Here is a 21,714-nt window from a genome sequence, read left to right as displayed (position 1 = left end):
GATGCGCAATTCATCACTGTCCCGCTACGTCGCGCTGATCCCATCCTCGGTGATGATCGGCGTTTTCTTTGCCATCCCGTTCGCGCTGATCCTGATGGTCAGCGTGTCCAGCCCCGCCGATGATGCAGATTTCCGGCTGGGGTTCGATCTGCAACATTTCCAGCGTTTCGCAACGTGGTTCTATATCGAACGCGCCCTATTCTCGGCGGGCCTCTGCGCGCTGATCGCGGCGATCAGCATGGCCATCGCGTTCCCGTTCACCTACTTCCTGACGACGTTCAAACGCCGCGCGCAGGATCTGTGGCTGATCTATATCCTTGCGCAATTGTCGCTGTCCGAGGTGCTGATCGCCTTTAGCTGGCAGATCCTGCTGTCGCGCACATCGGGCGTCGGCAACATCCTGGAGATGCTCGGCATTGTCGAACGCTCTTTCTCCATGGCGCCCTCCGCCGGGGCGGTGATCGCGGCGCTGGTCTACCTCACCGTGCCGTTTTCAGTGCTGCTGCTGTTTCCGGCACTCAGCCGCATGGACCGCAGCCTGCTGGAGGCCGCGCGCACGCTGGGCGCCTCGCCCGTCCGTACATTTTTCACCGTGGTCATTCCGGTGACGCGCCCTGCCATCATTTCCGGCGCCGTGACGGTGTTCGTGCTGACATTGGGCGCGATCATCGTGCCGCAGGTGCTGGGCCGACCGCAGCATTGGACGCTGTCGGTGCTGATCACCGATCAGGCGATCTTCAACTTCAACATGCCCTTCGCCTCGGCGCTGGCGGTGGTGCTGCTGGCGCTGAGCGCCAGCGTCATCGCGCTGGTGTCGTGGCTGGGCCGGAGGGCGGAGGCATGATAACCGCACTGCGCCGCATCTACATGGCCCTCTTCGCGCTGTACCTGATCGGGCCGATCATCGTCATTACGGCGGTATCGTTCAACGCGCAGAAATTCCTGGCCTTTCCGCCGCGCGGCTTTTCGCTGCGCTGGTATGCAGCGATTTTCGTCGAGGCGGACTGGTTCGCCGCTTTGATGAATTCGCTGACCATCGCGCTGGCCTCGGCGTTGCTGTCGACAGCCATCGCGGTGCCGGTGGCCTATGCCGCATGGCGCTACGGGCTGCGCTATGCCCGCGCGCTGTTCGCGCTGGGAATTGCGCCGTTCATCCTGCCGCCGGTCATCATGGCGCTGGCGTTTTTGCTGTTCTTTTCCAGCGTGGGCGTCAACGGGCTGATGGCAAACGTCATCATCGCGCATGCGATCTTCCTGCTGGCGCTGCCTCTGGTGACGATCTCGCTGGGGTTGGAGAGTATCGACAAGGCGCTGATCGAGGCCGCGCAGACCATGGGTGCGTCTGGCTGGACGGTGTTCCGCACCGTGATCGTTCCCATCGCCGCCCCCTTCGCGCTGGCCGGGTTCGCCTTTTGCTTCGTGCTCAGCCTGAACGAATACATCATCGCCCTGATGACCGTCGGGTTCACGGTCGAAACGCTGCCGGTCAAGATCTTCAACGCGCTGCGCTATGGCTACACCCCGGTGATCGCGTCGATTGCGGTGCTGTTCCTGCTGGTGAATATTACCGTCTTTTCGCTGATTGCACGGTTCAGCAATCTGGCGCGCATATTGGGCGCGATGGACTGAACGCGACATGTTTCGCCCCATGGCTGTTGTCTCGGGGCAGAACGCTCTATCTGTCCCGGACCGGGGTAGGGACAATATCACCATGACGCAGCAGCCCGTCATCGAGGCGCATCATATCGGCAAGCAGTTCAACGGCTTTCAGGCGCTCAGCGATGTCAGCCTGACCGTCAACCTTGGCGAGCGTGTCGTTGTCTGCGGCCCTTCGGGGTCGGGCAAATCGACGCTGATCCGCTGCTTTAACGGGCTTGAGACGCATGACAGCGGCACGCTGACGGTTGACGGGCGCGAGATGTCGGCAGACGCGCCGCATATCCGCCAGCTGCGGCAGGATGTCGGCATGGTGTTTCAACAGTTCAACCTGTTTCCGCATCTGACGGTGCTGGAGAACCTGACCATCGGCCCGCGCAAGGTGCGCGGCCTGCCCCGCGCCAGGGCCGAGGCCCTGGCGCGCAAGTATCTGGAGCGCGTGCGCATCCCCGAGCAGGCAGACAAGCGCCCCGACCAGCTGTCAGGCGGACAGCAGCAGCGCGTCGCCATCGCCCGCGCGCTGTGCATGGAGCCGCGCGTGATGCTGTTTGACGAACCGACATCGGCGCTGGACCCCGAAATGATCGGCGAGGTGCTGGACGTCATGATCGATCTGGCTGAGAGCGGTATGACAATGGTTGTCGTCACGCATGAGATGGGGTTCGCGCGCAAGGTGGCCGACCGCATGGTGTTCATGGAGTCGGGCCGCATCGTCGAGGTTTCGCCGCCGGACATCTTCTTCAGCACCCCCCAAACCGACCGCGCGAAACTGTTCCTTAATCAGATCCTCGGACATTGAGACGCCTGCGCCGCATCCTGAACGTGCCGGTGGTTGCCGTCGCGCTCTATGGGGCGATCATGGCAGGGATCGTCTGGGCCTCCTATGCGGGCGCGCAGAAAATGGGCTATAACTGGCAATGGTACCGCGTGCCGAAATACATCTACACGCTGACCGATGACGGATTTCAGCCGGGCGAGATCCTGATCGGGCTATGGGCGTCGATCCGGCTGTCGGCGGCGGCCTTCGTGCTGGCCACGCTGTTGGGCGCGGCGGTCGCGATCCTGCGCATGTCGGGGCTGATCGTCGGCAAGGGCGTGTCCGTGATCTATCTGGAACTGATCCGCAACATCCCGCTTCTGGTGCTGCTTTACCTGTTTTACTACGTCCTCGGCCCGATCTTTGGTCTGACCCGGTGGAGCGCGGCGATCCTGACGCTGGCGGTGTTCCATTCGGCGCTGATTTCCGAGATTTTCCGCGCCGGCATCAACTCGGTCGCAAGCGGCCAGTGGGAGGCGGCAGATGCCATAGGCATGTCGCGCGCGCAGGCGCTGCGCTATATCATCATCCCGCAATCGGTGCGCTTCATGCTGCCGCCCCTGACCGGTGAGGCAGTGCACCTGATCAAATCCTCGGCCATCGTCAGCGTGATCGCGGTGGCCGAGCTGACCACCGTGGGCCGCAATATCATCGCGGACACTTACATGAGTTTTGAGATCTGGTTTACAGTTGCCGCCGTATACCTTGCACTGACCCTCGTCCTGTCCTTCGGCGTCTCGGCGCTGGAGCGGCGGTTCAATCCCAACTGATACGGATTTCAGGAGATTTCCCATATGTCGACCACCCGTAGAAAGGCCCTGCTGCTGGGCCTGGCCTTCGCCGCGACCACCAGCACAATCCAACCCGCGCTGGCGCAATCGGCAACGCAATCGCTGGCCCGCGAATCCGTGATCGAGACGATCAAGCAGGACGGCGTCCTGCGCGTCGGCCTGTCAGTGTTCGCGCCGTGGTCCATGCGCGACAAGAACGGCGAACTGATCGGGTTCGAACTGGACGTGGGCCGCGCGCTGGCCGTGGATATGGGCGTCGACGTCGAATTCATCCCGACCGCGTGGGATGGCATCATCCCGCAGTTGGTGTCGGGCAATTTCGACGTCATCATTTCCGGCATGTCGATCACCCCCGAGCGGAACCTGACGGTGAATTTCAGTGACCCCTACGCGTTTTCGGGCCAGACTATTCTGGCGAACAAGCCTATGACCGACGGGCTTGCGCTGGAGGAGTACAACACCCCCGATATCATTTTCTCGGCGCGGCGCGGCGCCACCCCCGCCACGGTGATCGCCACGCTGTTCCCCGAGGCGCAGCTGCTGCTGTTTGACGAGGAAGCCGCCGCCGTTCAGGAGGTGCTGAACGGCAACGCCCACGCCACCATGTTCGCCGAACCGGCACCGTCCATCGAGGCGCGCCGTTACCCCGAGAAGCTGCACGTGCCGTTCGATCGGACGTTCCTTGCCACCGGCGAAGGGTTCGCGCTGCGCAAGGGCGATCCCGATGCGCTGAATTTCTTCAACAACTGGATCGCCGCGCGCACGGCCTCGGGCTGGCTGAAAGAACGGAACGATTATTGGTTCAAGGGCGACGACTGGCAGTCTGAAGTCGCTGAATAAAAATGCCTCGCGCGCCCTCGATCTTGCGAAACCTGCGCTGGCCCGACCTGCTGATCCTCGCCGTTCTGGCGGCGGGGATCGGCTATGTCGCGCTGACCATTGAGGGCACGCTCAGCTATGAATGGCGCTGGCACCTGATCCCCGATTACATCCTGCGCTGGCGCGAAGACCGGGGCGAGTGGTTCGCCAACCTGTTGCTTCAGGGGCTGTTCACGACGATCCGCATCAGCATCTATGCCAGCGTTCTGGCGCTGGTGCTGGGCACCCTGCTGGGCATCGCGCGCTGCGCGCAGAACCTGACGGTGCGACTGCTGGCGCGCACCTACATGGAGCTTTTACGCAATATCCCGCCCGTCGTCATCATCTTCATCTTTTTCTTTTTCCTGTCCCAACAGCTGATCGACGCGCTGGACCTGAACTCTTGGGCGCGGGGCATCGCCCGCGGCGATAACGCTGGTACCTGGGAATTCTTTTTCGGCGACATGCGCCGCTTTCCGTCGCTGATCTCGGGCGTCATCGTCCTGGCCCTGTTTGAGAGCGCCTTTGTCGGTGAAATCGTGCGCGCCGGCATCCAGTCCACCCCCAGGGGCCAGCGCGAGGCCGCGCGCGCCATCGGCATGGGTCCGCTTCAGGAAATGCGGTACATCATCCTGCCGCAGGCGATGCGCAAGGTGACGCCCCCCATGGCAAACCAGTTCATCAGCCTGATCAAGGACAGCTCCATCATCTCGCTGATTTCGGTTCAGGATCTCACCTACAAAACAGTCGAACTGGTCGCCTCGACCCGGCTGATCTTCGAAGCTTGGATCACCACCGCCGCGCTCTATTTCCTGCTGTGTTTCGGGCTGTCCCTACTGTTCAGGTGGCTGGAACGCAGGCTGTAAATTTACCAAGATCAGCATCACAAACTCCCTGCCGTGCAAAGCCATCGGCTCTTTCGGGATAAAGTTGTGCTGCTGATAGGCGTCATTTTCCATTCACCACCAATCCGAAAGAACAGCTTCAGCCGTTCCTGTTGATCCCACCAGATCCGGCTGGTCTTGCAACATCCTGTTGACCTATGAAACCTTGCGATTTAGGACATGATGCCAGCGCCGCACTAGCTCAGCTGGTAGAGCATCGCATTCGTAATGCGGAGGTCAGGGGTTCGAATCCCTTGTGCGGCACCATTTCCAGCTGCGTGTCAGTCACACCATCCCCTTTTCGGGATTCACAGCATCCTCTTTCCGCTGGGTGAGACTCTTCGCGATGATGGTCCGTAATCACTCCGTTGGCACTGCCTGCCTGACGCCGGGGCTTTGATCTAAGACACGTGTTTAACGACGTCCTTAGCGACGTATCTTATGCGGGGTCTGCGATGCGCGGCGAAACTCTTGGGGTCAAGCGACGGCGCTTCTGGCGCGACGAGGACAAGCTCAAGATTGTCATGGCGGTGGGCATCGGCGGCGTGACGGTCACGCGGCAACAAATTTATGCCTGGCGGCAGGATCTCAAGAAGAAGGGCCTGTGGTCGCCCAATGCCGGGGTGTTGTTTTTTCCTTTAGATATACCGGTCGCGGTGACGCAGCCCACAGTCGCTGAAACTCCGACACCGAGTGCGATTGAATTGCGCTTACGGTGCGGCCGCTGTCTGCATTTTGATCGCACAATAGACCCGACCGCGCTGACATCCTTGATCCGTGCGGTGGAAGCCGCATGATCGGCCCTTAACTGGCCTGTGGGGTTACGGATATGAGGAAAGGGATCGCTGGATTGGCGGCACTTGCCCAGGATGTGCTGCGGCAAAAGTCCGCCAGTGGCGCAGTGTTTGCATTCCGGGGGCGACGCGGGGATCGGATCATGCTGCTCTATTGGGATAGCCAAGGGTTTTGCCCTTATTACAAAGTCCTCGAGCCGGGATCATTTCCGTGGCCGAGCGCCAAGGACGGGGCGATGCGAACGACCTCAGCACAGCTTGCGATGCTCTGGACCCCTCTCGGCAAATTGCTTCGCAATCGGCTGCCGACCAGCAAGTGAGCGACTGGTGGCGCCCGGACTGGGGCGCCGCCCGCGCGCGTGGGGTGATTTTACATCCGGGTTTACGTTAATTATATGGTTCTTGAGCCTGATTTTTGGTCGCCAGGCGCGTGTCAAAACCTGCCACAAACCTGCCCCCTCTCGCGCATCCAAGCATGCGCTGCCGGGCAGCGGATGATCGCGGCGTTGCAGGCAGAGGACGCCAAGCTGAACACCTCGACCCACAGACCTACCTCGCTAAGGTTCTCGCACGCATACATGATCACAAAATCAACAGGCCTGATGAATTGCTACCGTGGACCTGGGCGCCGCGGGTCTCCGCAACCGACAGTCAAGCCGCATAAGCTGCGGTATCAATGAAGCGAATACGATGTTCCGTCGGATCAGTGAGTCAGGGTTCGACCTGAGAAGGAAATTTCTCATCCGCAGCGATGCGTCATCAGGCAGGCCACGGTATTTGCCACTGTGCTGGAAGTGCGTCGATGAAGCCTGGGGTCTCCCCGTAGTTCGACCGGGAAATCATTCGCGAAGCGCGGCGACCACTTCCACCGCATCCGCATCAACCCTTCAGGAAAGCAGACTTGCGCAGCAACTATGCCCCCCGTGAAACCGGCAAAGAGCTGACTTTCAGAATACACAATTGCAGCAGCCGTGCTGACATCATCACATAAGACGTGGGTTGGCCACAGCGCCCTGCTGGAGCTTGGGCCGACGGGGTGCCGACGCGGATGCGGTGGAAGTGGTCGCAAAATTGATCACCGGCTCGGGATTTGCGCACCAAGATTGCTTTCGGGGGCAAGCAGCGGCTCGCTTTGTCCATGGTACCGATGAGACGCAATTAAAGTTTCGTACGAATGAAAAGGGTTGGCCTTGATGCGACGGATATTCGTATCCTCAGCGCAGTTCAGCAGCATGGCCCACTAAGCAAAACCAAGCTGGCCGAGATCGCCAATATCTCTGCGACACCTTGCCGGGCCCGTCTGGACAAATTGAAGGCCGCTGGTTTCATTCGGGGCTATCATGCCGAACGCGGAATTGATCGATACATGACATAAATCATGACCCGCAGCATCAAGAGCGCCCGGCCTAACCTTGCAAAGCAGGTAGCAAGGCGCGCCCAAACGGGCTGAGTGACGTCGCAAAATGGTCTGTTCAGTCTTGGAACGGCCTTTTTTCAGTCCGCCGTCATTCGGTATCCCAGGGTAGCAACAGGGCAATGTTCACCCCCCGCGACCGGTCCGGCTGCCGACTAACAAGGGCGAAAATCATGACGCAGGCAGATGGCAGTCGGACAGTGTAAATTCATCCTGATCACCAATGCAACGGGCGGTATTCTGAATGACCCGGTCCTGCTGCGATTGGCGGAAAACCACTTCTGGATTTCGCTCGCAGACGGCGATGTCCTGCTTTGGGCGCAGGGCGTGGCCGTACATTCCGGCCTTGATGTCACAAACCGCGAGCCGGATGTGCCGCCGTTGCAATTGCAGGGCCCCAAAACGGGCGAGATCATGCAGGCGCTGTTCGGTGGCGGCATCATGGATCTACGCTGTTACTGGCCGCGCGAGGTTGAACTTGACGGCATTGCGCTCATCGTGTCGCGCACCGGCTGGTCCAGCGAACTGGGCTATGAGATCTACCTGCGCGACGGATCGCGCGGCGACGAACTGTGGGAAAAGATCATGGCAGCGGGGGAGCCTTTTGGCCTGAAACCCGGCCACACGTCTTCGATCCGTCGCATCGAAGGCGGCATGCTGTCCTATCATGCCGATGCGGATATCAACACGACCCCCTACGAACTTGGTTTTGACCGACTCGTGAACCCTGATATGGAGGCCGATTTTAGCAGCAAGGGGTGAGCCGCAAACAGGTCGGCTTGATCATCGACGGCGCTGCTTTGACGGGGCCAAACACGACTTTCTGAGACAGAACCAAGGGTGAGGCCGCCATCGGCAAGGTCACCTCTGCTGTCTATTCGCCGCGCCTGGAGCAAAACATCGCCCTGGCCATGGTGTCGGTGGAGGGCGCGGTGATCGGCATGAAAGCCGACGTCATGACCAATTCAGCCCGCGCCGCGCCACCGTCACGGAGCGTCCGTTCTACGATCCCCGAAAGGCAATCGCCGCCGCATAAGCGCCACGGCCAAAACAGGGACCTGCCAAATAGCCGACCTATCGATCAAACTGCACTGGCAGCGCGCAGAACCCGCGCTGCACACGGGCCAGTACTCGAACGTACATTCCATGCAGTACAATGACAGCTATGATGTCCAGGTGGACGCCGCCCCGGATTGGGGCGGTGATCCCGCCAATGCCAATCCCGAACAGGCCCTCGCAGCGGCCCTGTCCAGCTGTCACATGATGACGTTTCTTGCGCTGGCTGCCAAAGCCGGTTGGCCCTTGGCCAACTATCACGATCATGGCGTCGCCCATCTGGGCGCGAACCCCAAGGGTCAGATGTCGGTGACCCGCATTGACCTGCATTCGGTGGTGCGGTTTGATGCAGTCTTTGCCATCAACGCGACCGAGCTGGAAAAGATGCAGAACCGCGCGCATCGCTATTGCTTTATCGCCGACACGCTTTCTGACAATGTGGAAATCAACGTTCTGTAAACTCCAAAGAAGGATGTGACCCTTGCAAAATGGCAATATTCTGCTGCGTGATCTGGATGACGACGGCATCTTGCGTCTGACCTTGAATGACATCGGGCGGCGCAATGCACTGTCCGAAGCGATGCTGGCAGAGCTGGACGCCGCCTTTGCCGACGCCGGGTCTGACGCAGCGGTGCGCGTTATCATTCTGGCAGCAAACGGACCGGCCTTTTGTGCGGGCCACAACCTGAAGGAAATGACCGCCGGACGGGCGGGCCCTGATGGTGGAAGGGCCTATTTCACAAAGGTTATGGCGCAGTGTTCCGGCGTCATGCAGGGGATCGTGAATTGCCCCAAACCCGTCATTGCCGAGATCACGGGGGTAGCGACGGCCGCGGGCTGTCAGCTGGTGGCCAGTTGCGATCTGGCCATTGCGGCGGACACGGCGCAATTCAGTACGCCGGGTGTTCATATCGGCCTGTTCTGCTCTACCCCGATGGTGGCCCTGTCGCGTAACGTGGCGGGCAAGCACGCGATGGAAATGCTGCTGACCGGCGACATGACATCGGCGGGCCGCGCAGCAGAAATCGGGCTGATCAACCGGGCCGTCGCCCCGGAGTTGCTGCAAGATGCCACGATGGAGATGGCCCGCAAGATCGCGTCCAAATCCAGCATGACCCTCGCCATCGGAAAGCGTGCATTTTATGTGCAACGCGAGATGAGCCTGCCTGAGGCCTATGATTTCGCCTCCGGCGTGATGGTCGAAAACATGCTCGCCCGGGATGCCGAAGAGGGCATCGGCGCCTTCATCGAAAAACGTGCGCCCCGGTGGCAGGACGCCTGAGCCGATGGAAACGAACCCATACAACACAGATCTGGACCGCAATCCTGCGAATTATCAGCCCCTTACGCCGCTCACCTTTCTGGACCGTGCCGCCAGTGTTTTTCCCGACCACATCGCAATTGTCCATGGCGCTCTGCGGCGCAACTATGCCGCGTTCTACAGGCGGTCGCGGCAACTGGCCTCGGCCTTGGCTCAGCACGACATCGGACGTGGCGATACGGTATCGGCCCTGTTGGCGAACACGCCTGCGATGCTGGAGTGCCACTACGGCGTGCCGATGTGCGGCGGCGTCCTGCATTCGGTCAACACCCGTCTGGACGCTTCCATAATCGCGTTTCAGCTGGACCACGCGACGTCCAAGATTGTGATCGTCGACCGCGAGTTCATGCCCCTGATGCAAGAGGCGCTGGCGCTCGCTTCGGTGAAACCGGTTTTGATCCAATACGATGACCCGGAGTTTACCGGTCCACAAATACATGTCGAAGCAACCGATTACGAGGCATTCCTGTCCGGCGGAGATCCGGATTTCGCCTGGCTGATGCCCGAGGACGAGTGGGACGCGATCTCGATCAACTACACGTCCGGCACGACCGGCAACCCCAAGGGCGTGGTATCGCATCATCGGGGGGCTTACCTGCTGGCGCAGGGAAATGCGTTGGTCTCCTCAATGCAAAAACACGCGGTCTATCTGTGGACCTTGCCGATGTTTCATTGCAACGGCTGGTGTTTCCCGTGGACGATGTCCGCTGTCATCGGCACTCATGTTTGCCTGAGGCAAGTACGCGCCGAGCAGATCTGGAATGCGATGGCCGACGAGGCCGTGACACATCTTTGCGGGGCTCCCATCGTCATGTCGCTGATGATTTCGGCGCCGGATGCCGTCAAACGCGATCTCGATCACACCGTGCAGTTCTTCACAGCCGCGGCCCCCCCGCCCGAAACGCTGTTGGCGGACATGAAAACCGCGGGCTTTGACGTGACCCATCTTTATGGGCTGACCGAAACATACGGCCCTTCGGTAGCAAATGACTGGCATGACGCCTGGTCCGATCTGCCCCCGACCCAGCAGGCCGTGCTCAAATCCCGTCAGGGTGTGCGCTATCTGCCGCTGGAGCAGCTAGACGTTCTGGACCCTGAGACGATGACCCCTGTACCGAGAGACGGCAAAACCATGGGTGAGGTCATGTTTCGCGGAAATGTTGTGATGAAGGGCTATTTTCGCAACGCCGAGGCAACGCAGCAGGTATTCGAAGGTGGCTGGTTCCACTCTGGCGATCTGGGCGTCATACATCCCGATGGCTACATCCAGCTAAAGGACAGGGCCAAGGACATCATCATCTCGGGCGGGGAAAATATTTCCTCTCTCGAAGTCGAGGAAGCGCTGTACCGGCACCCGGCGGTCGGCGTTGCCGCTGTCGTTGCAATGCCGCATGACAAGTGGGGCGAAACGCCCTGTGCCTTTATCGAGCTTGCCGCCGGTCAGCATGCGGATGCCGAAATGCTTCGGCTGTGGTGTCGCGAGCATCTTGCGCCATTCAAGGTTCCGGGCCGGTTCATCTTCATGCCCATTCCAAGAACGTCGACCGGAAAGATTCAAAAATTCCTCCTGCGTGACCAAGCAAGGGAAATTGCGGCAAGCTGATTTTATCACGCTCTGCCAGCCCTCCGGGTGGTGTGAAATTGCACGCTTTGACATTCGCGGACCGGCGGGAGGCCGGTGGTTTATCGCCAACCGGTGGAAGATCGAAGATTGAAGGGGGCCGTGCCTGTCCTATGCGTCGGTCACGCTCAGCAGGACGATTTCGCCGGGCCAGCGGGTCCGCAAGGTCTGGGCGCCGTTATGCGCGCGCAGGCCCGTGCGGCAGGCAAGGACGATGCGCCTGATTTCGGGGGCGATGCGGATACCGGTGAGGGCATCGGCGGACAGGTGCAGCGCATCGGGGCGGAACGGGGCCGGGGCTTCGGTGCGCAGATCAATGACCAGATCGCCGGTGCAAATCGCAGAGGCCGCGATGAAGGGTAAATCGGCCACAGGTTCGGGCGCGTCGTCAAAGCGGAATTCAGCCATCCGCCAGCGCTCGGCATCGAAAATCATCATCTGCCCCAGCGGCGTGGGCGACAGGCCCAAAAGCACAGAGAGCGCCATCTGCGCCTGCAACGCCCCCATCATGGCGACGACCGGCCCGAGGACGCCGGCAGTGGCGCAGGTGGGCGCCGAGATCGGCAGATCGGGAAAGATCGCCCGCAAGGAGGGTGCGTTGCCGCAGACCCCTGCGACATAGCCCTGCAAACCCAGCGCCGATGCGGTAATCAGCGGCTTGCCCGCCGCGCGGCAGGCGTCCGAAAGGGTGAGGCTCGCGGCAAAAGTATCGGCGCAATCGAGCACCAGATCGGCGGCGGCAACGCGGTCCGGCGCGATGTCGGGGTCGAGCCACGCCACCTGTGCGCAAACCTGAGTATCGGGATTGAGGCTGCGGATCGCCTCTGCCGCTGCCTGCACTTTGGGCCGACCGATATCCGCCATGCGATACAGCGGCTGACGATGCAGGTTGCCTTCTTCGACGTGATCACCGTCGATCAGCGTCAGCATGCCGACGCCCGCGCCCGCCAGATACTGCATGACCGGCACCCCAAGCCCGCCGGCGCCGACCACCAGAACATGCGCGGACTGTAGCCGCGCCTGCCCTTCGGTGCCGACCTGCGGCAGGATCATTTGACGTGCGTAACGGCTCATCCACAGGTCTCCAGCCACGCGCGCATCCGCATGTCGGGGTCGGCGTGCAGCGTGATGTCGGTGACTGCCGCCACCAGATCGGCGTCGGCGGCAAAGACACCCGGCGCACGCGCGACCGAAAGGCCGCCGATGGCGCAAACAGGCACATCACCGCATAGGCGCTTCCATTCGGTCACGCAATCAAGCCCCTGTTCGCGCCACTTCATCTGTTTCAGGATCGTCGGATAAACAGGGCCAAGCGCGATATAGTCGGGCGCAAGCGCCAGCGCACGATCAAGCTCGCTGTGGTCATGGGTTGAGAGTCCGAGGCGTATGCCGACGCGGCGAATAACCTTGATATCCGCGGTGTCGAGGTCTTCCTGACCCAGGTGCAGCCAATCGGCGCCCTCTTCAAGGGCGATCTGCCAATGGTCGTTGATCACCAACGCGGCGCCATGTTTGCGTGTCAGCGCCAGCGCACGGCGGATTTCCTCACGCAGCGCGGGTTCAGGTGTGTCCTTGACGCGCAGTTGCACCAGACGCACCCCCACGGCCATGGCCCGCGCGATCCAATCGGCGCTATCGAAAATCGGGTAGAAACGGGGCAGCTTCGCCGTCATAGCCATGCCTTTCCGATCAGAGGAGTCGATGGAACAGCCATGTCGCGTGCTGGCATCGGGCCGGAGGTGGCCGTGAGTTTGCCCGCCTCTGCGGCAAGCGCGAAGGCGCGCGCCATGGCGGCGGGATCGTCGGCCTGCGCCACGGCGGTATTCAGCAGAACCGCGTCATAGCCCATCTCCATGGCCTGCGCCGCGTGGCTGGGCAGGCCCAGACCCGCATCAACCACCAATGCCAGATCAGGAAAGGCAGCGCGAAGGTTGCGTAGCCCATAAGGATTGGCCAGCCCCAGCCCCGAGCCGATCGGCGCCCCCCAAGGCATCAACACCCGGCAGCCTGCCTCGACCAGTCGCGCGGCGATCACCTGATCTTCGGTCATATAGGGAAAGACCTTGAAACCAGCCGCGCAGAGGGCTTCGGCAGCCTCGACCAATTCAAACGGGTCGGGCTGAAGCGTGTCGTCATGGCCGATCACCTCCAGTTTGATCCAGTCGGTCTCGAAATATTCGCGGGCCATATGGGCGGTTGTAATCGCTTCGCGGGCGCTGTGGCATCCGGCGGTATTGGGCAGAAGATGCACGCCAAGCGAGCGCACCAAATCCCAGAACGCTTGCCCCGCGCCCTGCTCACGACGCAGGGAAACGGTGGCGACCGCCGCGCGCGAGTCGCGAAACGCGGCCTCCAACACCGCAGGCGAGGGGTATTGCGAGGTGCCCAGCATCAGCGGGTTGTCCAGCGTGACACCATAAAAATCGCGCATCCTCAGCCCCCCTGCATCGCGGTCAACACTTCCAGCCGGTCGCCAGCCGACAAGGGCGTGTTTGGCCGCTGCGAGACGGGGACAAAGCGACCGTTCAGCGCGGTCGCCACGCGGGCCTCACCCCAGCCCAGTTGCTCCAGCGCCGCAGCCAGATTGGCGGCGTCGATCTTGTGCGCGGCGCCGTTGACATCAATCATCATGGAAAAGATCCCCCTTCTCCGAGGTTGCGATAAAACCCGCCGCCTGGCGCGCCAGTGCGGGCGCCATTAGATAACCGTGGCGGTATAATCCGTTGAGATGCAGCACGCGGCCGCGCTGGATGATGCGCGGCACGTTGTCGGGAAAAGCAGGCCGCAGATCAGCCCCAAATTCAACGATTTCCGCCTCGCCAAAGCGCGGGTCAAGCGCATAGGCCGCAGACAGAAGCTCCAGCGCCGAACGTGCCGTGACCGGGCCGCGCGCGGCGCTTTCGATCTGGGTGGCGCCCAGCATGAACAGCCCGTCGCCGCGCGGAACGATGTAGAGCGGATGGCGCGTGTGCAGCAGGCGCACCGGGCGCGTCAGTTCGATTTCCGGGGCGCGCAGCAGCACCATTTCACCACGCACGGCCCGTAAATTCAGCAAATCTGCCTGCGCTGCGAACCCGCGGCAGTCGATGACGATGCCGGGCAGATCGCCGGGCTTGGCCTCGACGCGCTGCACCGTAACGTCTTCTGCGGCCAGACCCGCCGTGAGGTCTGCCAACGCGCGCCGCGGGACAAGATGCGCCTCATCCGCAAAGAACAGCCCGCGTCTATGCCGACCGGCCAGATGCGGTTCCAGCGCGGCGATTTCATCGGCCGTCACCGTGCGATGGCCGCTGGTGCGGCTGGCGAAACGCCCAAGGTCGGCGCGGTCCCGATCAAGCGCAAGCACCAGCGTGCCGTTGCTCTGCACCTCGGTGACTTCGGCCCAATGCGCGGCGGCACCGGCCCCATGGATCACCACGGCAGGTTCGGCCACTGCGCCCTCGCAATCGGGCGCCAACATACCGCCCGCCCACCACGAGCAGCCATGCGGCCCCGGCGGGCCGTGGCGGTCAAATAGCTGCGGTCGAATGCCATGCGCCAACAAGGCGCGCGCGGCCCAAAGCCCGGCCACCCCGGCGCCGAGAATGGTAACCTCAGTCAATGCGCCAAACCTCGTGGAAGTGATGCACTACCCGGTGGACCTGCCCGATGGCCAGCACATCCACCGCCGCTGTGCGGCCCCGCGACGCTCAATGCCTGAAATGTCATCAAGACCCCTAGTGTTGCAGCGGGTCGCGGACAGACGGTGTGCGGGAGCGGCAGCCAGAACTGCAATTTCACCGTTCCCTCCGCCGGTATGGCCCGGATCAGGTTCGATGGGTTAGCTTTCGCCTCTCAGCCGATACCGGCACCCCAACGGTTGAAGCTGCAAACTATTTCTCTGATAATATTCTGTCAACGGCGGAGTGAGAATTCGCCAGTTGACGGTGTTTTTCTAGCGTATCGTTTGTCACAAACAGGCTCGGCTATCTGTCAACGGCACTCACGAAGTCAAAACGCACCCCGCTCCGCCGCCTACGCGCCGCGCGGCAAAGGGCCGGATCACAGTCAGATTGACGGGGTCAGGTTCCAGATTTCCGTCTGCGATCCAGTAGGGCCTATCGCCACCTGCAACGTCCGGACTCGACGCATTTATTCACCTTCTACAGGCCACCAAATTCCTGTAGTTGGGAAGATGCAGCCACAATATTTTGAATATATCCGTGAATATTCCCCACAGCAAAAAATCAGACCAGATCGCACGTGTATTGACAATGAAAATTGTCCGGGGAGAATTTCGGCCGGGCGAAAAGCTTGGCCAAGACCAAATTGCGCGTGAATTTGGCGTCAGCCATGTGACCGTGCGCGAAGCCTTGTTGCATTTGTCAGCACAAGGCCTTGCCACCAGCCTGCCGCGCCGGGGCATGTGCGTGGCGCCGCTGGACAGGAACACGGTGGATGAGCTGCGGCTGATGCGTCGTGCGTTGGAACCCGTGGCTCTCTTGCAATCGGTGCCGAAACTGACCGCTGCGCAAATTTCCAAGGCTGAGACGGTTCAGGCGCAATGCGATGCGGCAGAGACCGCTTTTGCGTGGGAAGAAGCCAATCGCATGTTCCACATGGCCATCATCGCAGGGTGCAACATGCCGCGCCTGACAGAAGAGATCAACAATCTGCAACTGCTCCATGCGCGCCACTTCTTTGCCAAATATGCCGACCGCTGGAAGCCGCGCTCGGAGCCTGACCACCATGCTATCATCGCGGCGATACACGACCGGGACGCCCCGAGGGCGGACGCGATCCTGCGGCGCCATCTGACAAGATTGAGCTAAAGCACTTTGCGTTTTTTCCGAACCCGGGAAAAGGTCCGTGCCTCTTCAGTGTTGCGGGCATTTTGGCATCAAATCTGTAACCCGGATTGTGTGCAAAACGCTTCAGGCGTCCTTGTGCGCGATAATCCAGATCGGATGATAGGTGAGCGGCACGCCTCCGGGGGCGCCAAACGCTTCGATATATCGCGCGCTAAAACGCGCGAGGGTTGCGCGGGTCCAGGTGTTCGCCGCAACCGCATTCACACCGGTTTGCTGGAGATGCCTGAGTACGTCTATGGGGCTGTCAAACCAAAGCTGCCGCCGGTCCTGCCCCACATCCGCAATTTCGAACCTGCCCGCGCCTGCCGTTTGCACAGCACCCGCCAGCGCCTCTGGCAAACATAGACCGGGCGCCTGTGCAGTAGATCCAAGGGCACGCAATTCGTTGAACTGCGCAGGTCCGAAGCCCGAAAAAGCCAGCCAACCACCCGGCGCCAGAGTTTGAGCCGCCTTGCGCAACAGCGCTTCGGGGGCATCCATCCATTGAAGGGTCGATGCCGAGGCGATCAGATGCGGGGCCTTGGGCCAGATAACGCTGCGGATATCGCCCTCCAAAAAATCCGCGCCGACCGACTCCGCCAGATGGCACGCATTCGGCACCAGATCGTTCACTGTCAGCGATGCGATGGAAAACCGGTTCAGCAATGCATGGGTCAAATGCCCGGTGCCGCAGCCGATCTCAAAGGCACTTTGAAAGGGTTTGGACAGGGACAGATCCGCAAGCCGCTGTGCAAGCGCATCTGCGATACGGGCCTGTTCGCTGGCGCCCTCATGGTAGCTCTGAAAACTGCGGGTGAAGCTGCGTTTGGCGCGATCAGCGATACAGGCATTCATGCGAACCAGTCCTGCCAGTTTTGACCAGCTGCAAAGGGTTGATGCGCAGCGCGCAGGCGCCGGACAGCGCAGGATTGCGCCTGCCACGCGGCCTGCTGCGCGCGCGTCGGGATGATCCGGTCGTGCTGTGAGATCCAGATCCGGTCAAATTCGGTCTGCGGGGCACCGCCCCGTTGCGCAATGGCCCGAAGCTCGGCCTGCGCCGCCGCCACATCAATGCGCGGGATCGGCCCGGCATGGCCGACCCGGCAACAGAACCGGGCAAAACTGGCCGCGCTCAGCCCATGCGCCGTTGCCGCGATGGTTTCGGGCGCGATGCCGTGGGTTTCATCCGCCGGGCAGAGCGTTCCGTTGACCGCCACCAGCCGCTGAAGCCGCAGCGTGTGGGCCGACAGCCAATGCGCCGCGGCGGCGACGCCAAAGGAATAGGCCAAAAGGCGGATGCCATCATATTGTGACACCTCGCGCAGCGGATCATCGAGCGCCCTGTAATCGTCCACGACCAGCACATCCCCGGCGCCTATCAGCCCCGCAAATGGCACCGCCCCCAGCCCCCAGCCGCCGAACACCAGCGTCAGCTGCTGCCCGCCGTTGCGCGCCAGCCAATGCCGCCTCATGGCGCACCCCGCGCCAGCGCCACCATGGCCGAGGTGACGCGGCTCAGCTCATCAGGGCTGATGATATAGGGCGGCATGCAATAGATATTGCGCGCGAAGGGGCGCAGCCAGACGCCGGTTTCGGGTGCCAGACTGTGGGCGATACGCGGGTCAACCGTATCGTGCATCTCGATCACGCCGATGGCGCCAAGCACCCGCACATCGGCAACGCCCGCGAGGCCGCGCGCGGCCTCCAGTTCAGCGCGCAACTGCGCCTCGATATCGCCCACCTGCCGCTGCCAGCCTTGATCTTCGAGCAGACCAAGGCTCGCGACCCCGGCGACGCAGGCCAGCGGGTTGGCCATATAGGTCGGTCCATGCATGAAAACACCCGCCGCGCTTTCCCCGATTCCGCGCGCGACGGTTTCATTGGCCACGGCTGCCGCAAACGAGATATGCCCGCCAGTCAAAGCCTTGCCAAGGCAGAGGATATCCGGCACGACCCCGGCATGGTCCATCGCAAAAAGCCGTCCGGTGCGGCCAAAGCCGGTGGCGATCTCGTCAAGGATCAGCAGCACGTCATGGGCATCACACAGCGCCCGCGCCCCGCGCAGCCAGCCCGGATGGTAAAAATACATTCCGCCGGCGCCCTGTACGACCGGCTCGACAATCAGCGCCGCGATTTGGCGCCCCTTATCGCGCAGCAGACACTCCAACGCAGCAAGCCCGTTGGCCGCAGGATCCTGAGGCCAGACATCGTCGATCCGGATCGGCGGGCGGGGAATGAAATGCTGGATCGACAACGCCCCGCGAAACAGCCCGTGCATGCCATTTTCCGGATCACACACGCTCATCGCCTTCCAAGTGTCGCCATGATAGCCGCCCCGGGTCGTGGCAAATTCGACCTTGCCATCATGGCCCCGGGCCATCTGGTACTGCACCGCCATCTTCATCGCGACCTCGACCGAGACCGAGCCGCTATCGCAATAAAATATGCGGTTCAGCCCGTCCGGGAGCAGCGCGACAAGTTTTCGGCCCAGCTCAATGGCGGGCGTATGGGTCAGGCCCCCGAACATCACGTGGGGCATCGTATCGATCTGCTGTTTCATCGCAGTGGTGATCGCGGGGTGACGGTGACCATGGATCGCGCACCACCATGATGACATGGCGTCGATCATGCGGGTGCCGTCCGAACATGTCAGCCAGACGCCCTCGGCGCCCGTGACCAGATGCATCGGACCCGGATCTGCGACATTCGTGTAGGGGTGCCACAGGTGCTGCGCGTCAAAATCAAGAGGGGTCATAGAGCGCTCCGGATGGCGTCGAGGTCGATGTCCTGAAAGGCGTGTGCAAGGGTCTCATGCGTTAGGTCGGCCAGCGGCCCGAGCCGCCCCAGATGCCGCACCTGACACATCTCGGCGATGGTCTGCTCCACCTCCGGTTCAGCGGCGCCGACGAAGGCAACCCCCAGCACGCGGCACCCCGCACCGCGCAGGGCCATGAGCGACAGCGCAGCATGATTGATCGTGCCAAGCTGCGTGCGGGCAACCAGAATGACCGGGGCGTTCCAGCCGGCAAAAAGTTCGAGAAAGAAAACCCTGCGATTCAGCGGCACCATGACGCCGCCTGCCCCCTCGACCACAAGCGGGCCGTCCACCTGCGGCAAACACAGCTGGGCAAGGTCGATTTCGATGTCCATATCCTCGGCCGCAAGATGCGGCGAGGCCGGGCGCCGCAGCCGATAGGTCTCGGGCAGGACCGGGCGCTGCGATAGTGCTGCGACGATCTGACTGTCCGTCGCCTCTTCGAGGCCCGATTGCACCGGTTTCCAATAGCTCGCCCCGAGGGCAGCGGTCAGACCGGCCGCAAAGACGGTCTTGCCGACGCCGGTGTCGGTTCCCGTGATGACAATCGGCGTCATGCGACCTCTCTTTGTTGATCGGCAATGGCCATGAAAAGCGCGGTGACTTGGGCGTGGTCGATATTGCCGGTGATCGAAATCCGCAGCCGGGATGTGCCGCGCGGCACAGTGGGAGGGCGGATGCCCCGCACGTCAAAGCCCATGTTTTGCAGGGTCTTGGCGCGCATCATTGTGGGCTGGTCCGCGCCGATCACAACGGGGATGATCTGGCTATGCAGGGCGCCCACGACACCAAGCCTGCGGGCCTCTGCATGGGCATGTGCCACACGCTGCCCAGCCTCTAGGATCAGATCGGGGTGCGATTGCAGCGCGCGCAGCGCCGCCCGGACCAGCGCGGCATTCAGCGGCGAGGGGGCTGTCGCAAAGACAAAGGGACGGGCGCGATTAATGAGCATGTCGATCATCACCTTTGCACCGCAGATCAGCCCCCCAGCGACACCCAGCGCCTTGCCGCAGGTGTGCAGCGTCAGCACCTGCGCATCCAGCCGATCCGCCAGCCCACGACCTTCTGCGCCAAAGACCCCGGTGGCGTGGGCCTCATCGACCACCAGCACCGCGCCCTCTTCGCGGGCCATCTGCGCAAGGTCTGCAAGGGGCGCAACGTCGCCCTCCATGGAATAGACGCTCTCGACCGCGATCCAGACCTGTCCGCGCCCCCCCTCACCGCGCCACTGTGCCAGACTCCGCATGGCCGCGCCGATGTCATTATGGGGAAAGGCGCGCGTTGCCGCCCGGCCCAGCCGCATTCCTTCTATGGCGCTGGCATGGATAAGCGCGTCATGCAGAATCAGGTCCTGAGCGGCAGGCAGGCTGGCAAAGATCGCTTGGTTTGCCTGAAACCCGCCGCCCATGAACAGCGCTGCCTGAGTGCCAAAGAATGCCGCTGCCTCGGCCTCAACCGCCTCATGTTCGGGGTGGTTCCCGCGCAGCAGGCGCGATCCACCCGCCCCGACAGGAACGCCCCGCGCCAAGGCCTCCTGCGCGGCATCCGCCAGCAGGGTCGAGCCGGCCAGCCCAAGGTAGTCGTTGGAGGCGAAATCCAGCCCGGTCTGGGGCGCAAGCGCGCGCAGGCGATGGCGGGACGCCAAGGCGTCAAGCGCCCCGCCGATCCGGGCCTGCGTGGTCATTGTGCGGCCTGCACGCTGCTGTGACCTTCGGCCTCCTCGGGCTGTATGCCCAGTTTGGCCAAAAGCGCCATGTCGCTGTTCTCTTCGGGGTTCTCTGCGGTCAGCAGCGTGTCGCCCACAAAGATCGAATTCGCCCCGGCAAAGAAACACATCGCCTGCATTTCGGTGCTCATCTCGCTGCGACCGGCGGAAAGGCGGACATAGGATTGCGTCATCATGATCCGGGCGACCGCGATGATGCGGATAAAGTCGATCGGATCGACCGGGGCTGCATCGGCCAGCGGCGTGTCCTGCTGGGGCATCAACATGTTGATCGGCACCGACCCCGGCGGCGACGGCAGATTGGCAAGTGTGACCAGCATGTCCAGCCGGTCGTCAATGCCCTCGCCCATGCCCAGAATCCCGCCCGAGCAAACCTTGATACCCGCCTCATGGACCCGGTTCAGCGTATCGATCCGATCAGCAAAGCCGCGGGTTGTAATGACCTCCGGGTAAAAGCGTTCGGACGTGTCGATATTGTGATTGTAATAGTCCAGCCCGGCGTCGCGCAATTGCACGACCTGCGTGTCATCCAGCATCCCGAGCGTCATGCAGGTCTCCATGCCCAGCGCCTTTACCCCTTCGACCATGGCCACAAGCGCATCCATGTCCCGCGCCTTGGGTTCGCGCCATGCAGCCCCCATGCAGAATCTGGTAGCCCCCGCATCACGGGCCTTGCGGGCCTGGCTCAGGGCGCGCTCCACCTCGATGAGTTTCGAGGCCGAAAGCTGGGAACCATTGCGCGCCGATTGCGAGCAATAGGCACAGTCCTCGGCGCAGCCCCCGGTCTTGATCGACAGGAGTCGGGACATCTGAATCCGGTTTGGATCAAAATGCGCGCGATGGACGGTCTGCGCCCGGTAGAGCAAGTCCATGAACGGCAGATCATATAGGTTTTTTGCGGTCTCGCGGGTCCAGACAGTTTTTGCGTCGGCCATTCTATCGATAACTTTCATCTTTGGTTCGCTGGTTAAATTTATTATCGATAAAGTATTTCGACGCAACATCTCTCGCGCTTTCTTGCAAAAATACCTTTTGTGCGCAGCATCAGACATCCGGTCCACGCCAGCGCCCACACGTTCACCGTGACGCCCGTGAGCGGCGATTGCGCTGAATGGATCCGGACGCTATTTGT

Annotated in this window: 24 protein-coding genes, 1 tRNA gene, 2 pseudogenes and 1 riboswitch; of the genes and pseudogenes, 16 read left to right on the top strand and 11 right to left on the bottom strand. The window is 61.9% G+C overall.

Annotated elements, in window-relative coordinates; genetic code table 11:
- Position 1: 1 nt before the first annotated feature.
- The 15 genes and pseudogenes from FGD77_RS09995 (at position 2) to FGD77_RS09925 (ending at position 11,194) form a co-directional block, all read left to right on the top strand.
- Positions 2-844 carry an ABC transporter permease gene (locus FGD77_RS09995; RefSeq protein ID WP_255009088.1) on the top strand — a complete coding sequence of 281 codons (843 nt, stop codon included), beginning with the start codon at positions 2-4 and terminating at the stop codon, positions 842-844.
- Entirely contained in the window at positions 841-1,629 is a 789-nt protein-coding gene (locus FGD77_RS09990) for an ABC transporter permease (protein WP_255009086.1), read from the top strand. Before FGD77_RS09995 ends, FGD77_RS09990 begins: the two co-directional genes overlap by 4 nt.
- Before the next feature lie 82 nt (positions 1,630-1,711).
- Positions 1,712-2,455: an amino acid ABC transporter ATP-binding protein gene (locus FGD77_RS09985; protein WP_255009083.1), complete on the top strand. Its 744-nt coding sequence runs from the start codon at positions 1,712-1,714 to the stop codon at positions 2,453-2,455.
- Entirely contained in the window at positions 2,452-3,243 is a 792-nt protein-coding gene (locus FGD77_RS09980; RefSeq protein WP_255009081.1) for an amino acid ABC transporter permease, read from the top strand. The genes FGD77_RS09985 and FGD77_RS09980 overlap by 4 nt, the downstream gene beginning before the upstream one ends.
- Before the next feature lie 24 nt (positions 3,244-3,267).
- Positions 3,268-4,104, top strand: coding sequence for a transporter substrate-binding domain-containing protein (locus tag FGD77_RS09975; RefSeq protein ID WP_255009079.1), 837 nt, complete (start codon positions 3,268-3,270; stop codon positions 4,102-4,104).
- 2 nt (positions 4,105-4,106) lie between these two features.
- The gene (locus tag FGD77_RS09970; RefSeq protein WP_255009074.1) at positions 4,107-4,988 is read left to right on the top strand and encodes an amino acid ABC transporter permease; all 882 of its coding nucleotides are present in this window, start codon (positions 4,107-4,109) and stop codon (positions 4,986-4,988) included.
- Positions 4,989-5,197: 209 nt separating this feature from the next.
- Positions 5,198-5,273, top strand: a tRNA-Thr gene (locus FGD77_RS09965).
- A 188-nt stretch (positions 5,274-5,461) separates the two neighbouring features.
- Positions 5,462-5,803 (top strand): transposase, encoded by a 342-nt coding sequence (locus FGD77_RS09960; protein ID WP_255009073.1) that lies wholly within the window; start codon positions 5,462-5,464, stop codon positions 5,801-5,803.
- A gap of 11 nt (positions 5,804-5,814) precedes the next feature.
- Positions 5,815-6,120, top strand: a complete 306-nt coding sequence (tnpB, locus tag FGD77_RS09955; RefSeq protein WP_255014173.1) for an IS66 family insertion sequence element accessory protein TnpB — start codon at positions 5,815-5,817, stop codon at positions 6,118-6,120.
- Positions 6,121-6,335: 215 nt separating this feature from the next.
- Positions 6,336-6,464: pseudogene (locus FGD77_RS09950) on the top strand (transposase domain-containing protein); the annotation flags it as partial.
- A gap of 510 nt (positions 6,465-6,974) precedes the next feature.
- On the top strand, positions 6,975-7,175 hold the full coding sequence (locus tag FGD77_RS09945; protein WP_255009072.1) for an Lrp/AsnC family transcriptional regulator: 201 nt from the start codon (positions 6,975-6,977) through the stop codon (positions 7,173-7,175).
- Positions 7,176-7,400: 225 nt separating this feature from the next.
- Positions 7,401-8,250 (top strand): annotated as a pseudogene (locus tag FGD77_RS09940) (glycine cleavage T C-terminal barrel domain-containing protein); the annotation flags it as partial.
- Between the two features lie 29 nt (positions 8,251-8,279).
- Positions 8,280-8,729, top strand: coding sequence for an OsmC family protein (locus FGD77_RS09935; protein WP_255014172.1), 450 nt, complete (start codon positions 8,280-8,282; stop codon positions 8,727-8,729).
- 22 nt (positions 8,730-8,751) lie between these two features.
- On the top strand, positions 8,752-9,552 hold the full coding sequence (locus FGD77_RS09930; RefSeq protein ID WP_255009070.1) for an enoyl-CoA hydratase: 801 nt from the start codon (positions 8,752-8,754) through the stop codon (positions 9,550-9,552).
- A gap of 4 nt (positions 9,553-9,556) precedes the next feature.
- Positions 9,557-11,194 (top strand): acyl-CoA synthetase, encoded by a 1,638-nt coding sequence (locus FGD77_RS09925; protein WP_255009068.1) that lies wholly within the window; start codon positions 9,557-9,559, stop codon positions 11,192-11,194.
- A 129-nt stretch (positions 11,195-11,323) separates the two neighbouring features.
- Here FGD77_RS09925 and FGD77_RS09920 read toward each other — a convergent pair whose 3' ends face one another.
- The 5 genes from FGD77_RS09920 to FGD77_RS09900 are packed head-to-tail and all read right to left on the bottom strand — an operon-like array spanning position 11,324 to position 14,813.
- Positions 11,324-12,286 carry a HesA/MoeB/ThiF family protein gene (locus FGD77_RS09920; protein ID WP_255009066.1) on the bottom strand — a complete coding sequence of 321 codons (963 nt, stop codon included), beginning with the start codon at positions 12,284-12,286 and terminating at the stop codon, positions 11,324-11,326.
- Positions 12,283-12,885 carry a thiamine phosphate synthase gene (locus FGD77_RS09915; RefSeq protein ID WP_255009065.1) on the bottom strand — a complete coding sequence of 201 codons (603 nt, stop codon included), beginning with the start codon at positions 12,883-12,885 and terminating at the stop codon, positions 12,283-12,285. Before FGD77_RS09915 ends, FGD77_RS09920 begins: the two co-directional genes overlap by 4 nt.
- Positions 12,882-13,643: a thiazole synthase gene (locus tag FGD77_RS09910; protein ID WP_255009064.1), complete on the bottom strand. Its 762-nt coding sequence runs from the start codon at positions 13,641-13,643 to the stop codon at positions 12,882-12,884. The genes FGD77_RS09915 and FGD77_RS09910 overlap by 4 nt, the downstream gene beginning before the upstream one ends.
- A gap of 2 nt (positions 13,644-13,645) precedes the next feature.
- On the bottom strand, positions 13,646-13,843 hold the full coding sequence (gene thiS / locus FGD77_RS09905) for a sulfur carrier protein ThiS (RefSeq protein ID WP_255009063.1): 198 nt from the start codon (positions 13,841-13,843) through the stop codon (positions 13,646-13,648).
- Complete coding sequence (locus FGD77_RS09900) at positions 13,833-14,813, bottom strand: FAD-dependent oxidoreductase (protein ID WP_255009062.1); 981 nt, start codon at positions 14,811-14,813, stop codon at positions 13,833-13,835. Before FGD77_RS09900 ends, thiS begins: the two co-directional genes overlap by 11 nt.
- 165 nt (positions 14,814-14,978) lie before the next feature.
- Positions 14,979-15,077: riboswitch (TPP riboswitch) on the bottom strand.
- Between the two features lie 337 nt (positions 15,078-15,414).
- Here FGD77_RS09900 and FGD77_RS09895 point away from each other — a divergent pair.
- Positions 15,415-16,023, top strand: coding sequence for a GntR family transcriptional regulator (locus tag FGD77_RS09895; RefSeq protein WP_255009061.1), 609 nt, complete (start codon positions 15,415-15,417; stop codon positions 16,021-16,023).
- Between the two features lie 102 nt (positions 16,024-16,125).
- On the opposite strand, the gene FGD77_RS09890 is transcribed toward FGD77_RS09895, so the two are convergent.
- From FGD77_RS09890 to bioB, 6 genes are read right to left on the bottom strand one after another with little or no spacing between them, the layout of a single operon-like run.
- Positions 16,126-16,896, bottom strand: coding sequence for a methyltransferase domain-containing protein (locus tag FGD77_RS09890; protein ID WP_255009060.1), 771 nt, complete (start codon positions 16,894-16,896; stop codon positions 16,126-16,128).
- A complete protein-coding gene (locus FGD77_RS09885; RefSeq protein ID WP_255009058.1) occupies positions 16,893-17,513 on the bottom strand; it encodes a pimeloyl-ACP methyl esterase BioG family protein in 621 nt (206 codons plus the stop codon). Before FGD77_RS09885 ends, FGD77_RS09890 begins: the two co-directional genes overlap by 4 nt.
- A complete protein-coding gene (gene bioA, locus FGD77_RS09880; RefSeq protein ID WP_255009056.1) occupies positions 17,510-18,796 on the bottom strand; it encodes an adenosylmethionine--8-amino-7-oxononanoate transaminase in 1,287 nt (428 codons plus the stop codon). The genes FGD77_RS09885 and bioA overlap by 4 nt, the downstream gene beginning before the upstream one ends.
- The gene (bioD, locus tag FGD77_RS09875; RefSeq protein ID WP_255009054.1) at positions 18,793-19,413 is read right to left on the bottom strand and encodes a dethiobiotin synthase; all 621 of its coding nucleotides are present in this window, start codon (positions 19,411-19,413) and stop codon (positions 18,793-18,795) included. The genes bioA and bioD overlap by 4 nt, the downstream gene beginning before the upstream one ends.
- The gene (locus tag FGD77_RS09870; protein ID WP_255009052.1) at positions 19,410-20,540 is read right to left on the bottom strand and encodes an 8-amino-7-oxononanoate synthase; all 1,131 of its coding nucleotides are present in this window, start codon (positions 20,538-20,540) and stop codon (positions 19,410-19,412) included. Before FGD77_RS09870 ends, bioD begins: the two co-directional genes overlap by 4 nt.
- Complete coding sequence (gene bioB / locus FGD77_RS09865; RefSeq protein WP_255009050.1) at positions 20,537-21,517, bottom strand: biotin synthase BioB; 981 nt, start codon at positions 21,515-21,517, stop codon at positions 20,537-20,539. The genes FGD77_RS09870 and bioB overlap by 4 nt, the downstream gene beginning before the upstream one ends.
- Between the last annotated feature and the right edge of the window lie 197 nt (positions 21,518-21,714).

It is taken from the genome of Roseovarius sp. M141, assembly GCF_024355225.1.
Taxonomy (GTDB): domain Bacteria; phylum Pseudomonadota; class Alphaproteobacteria; order Rhodobacterales; family Rhodobacteraceae; genus Roseovarius.
This window is presented reverse-complemented; position numbering and strand designations above follow the sequence as displayed.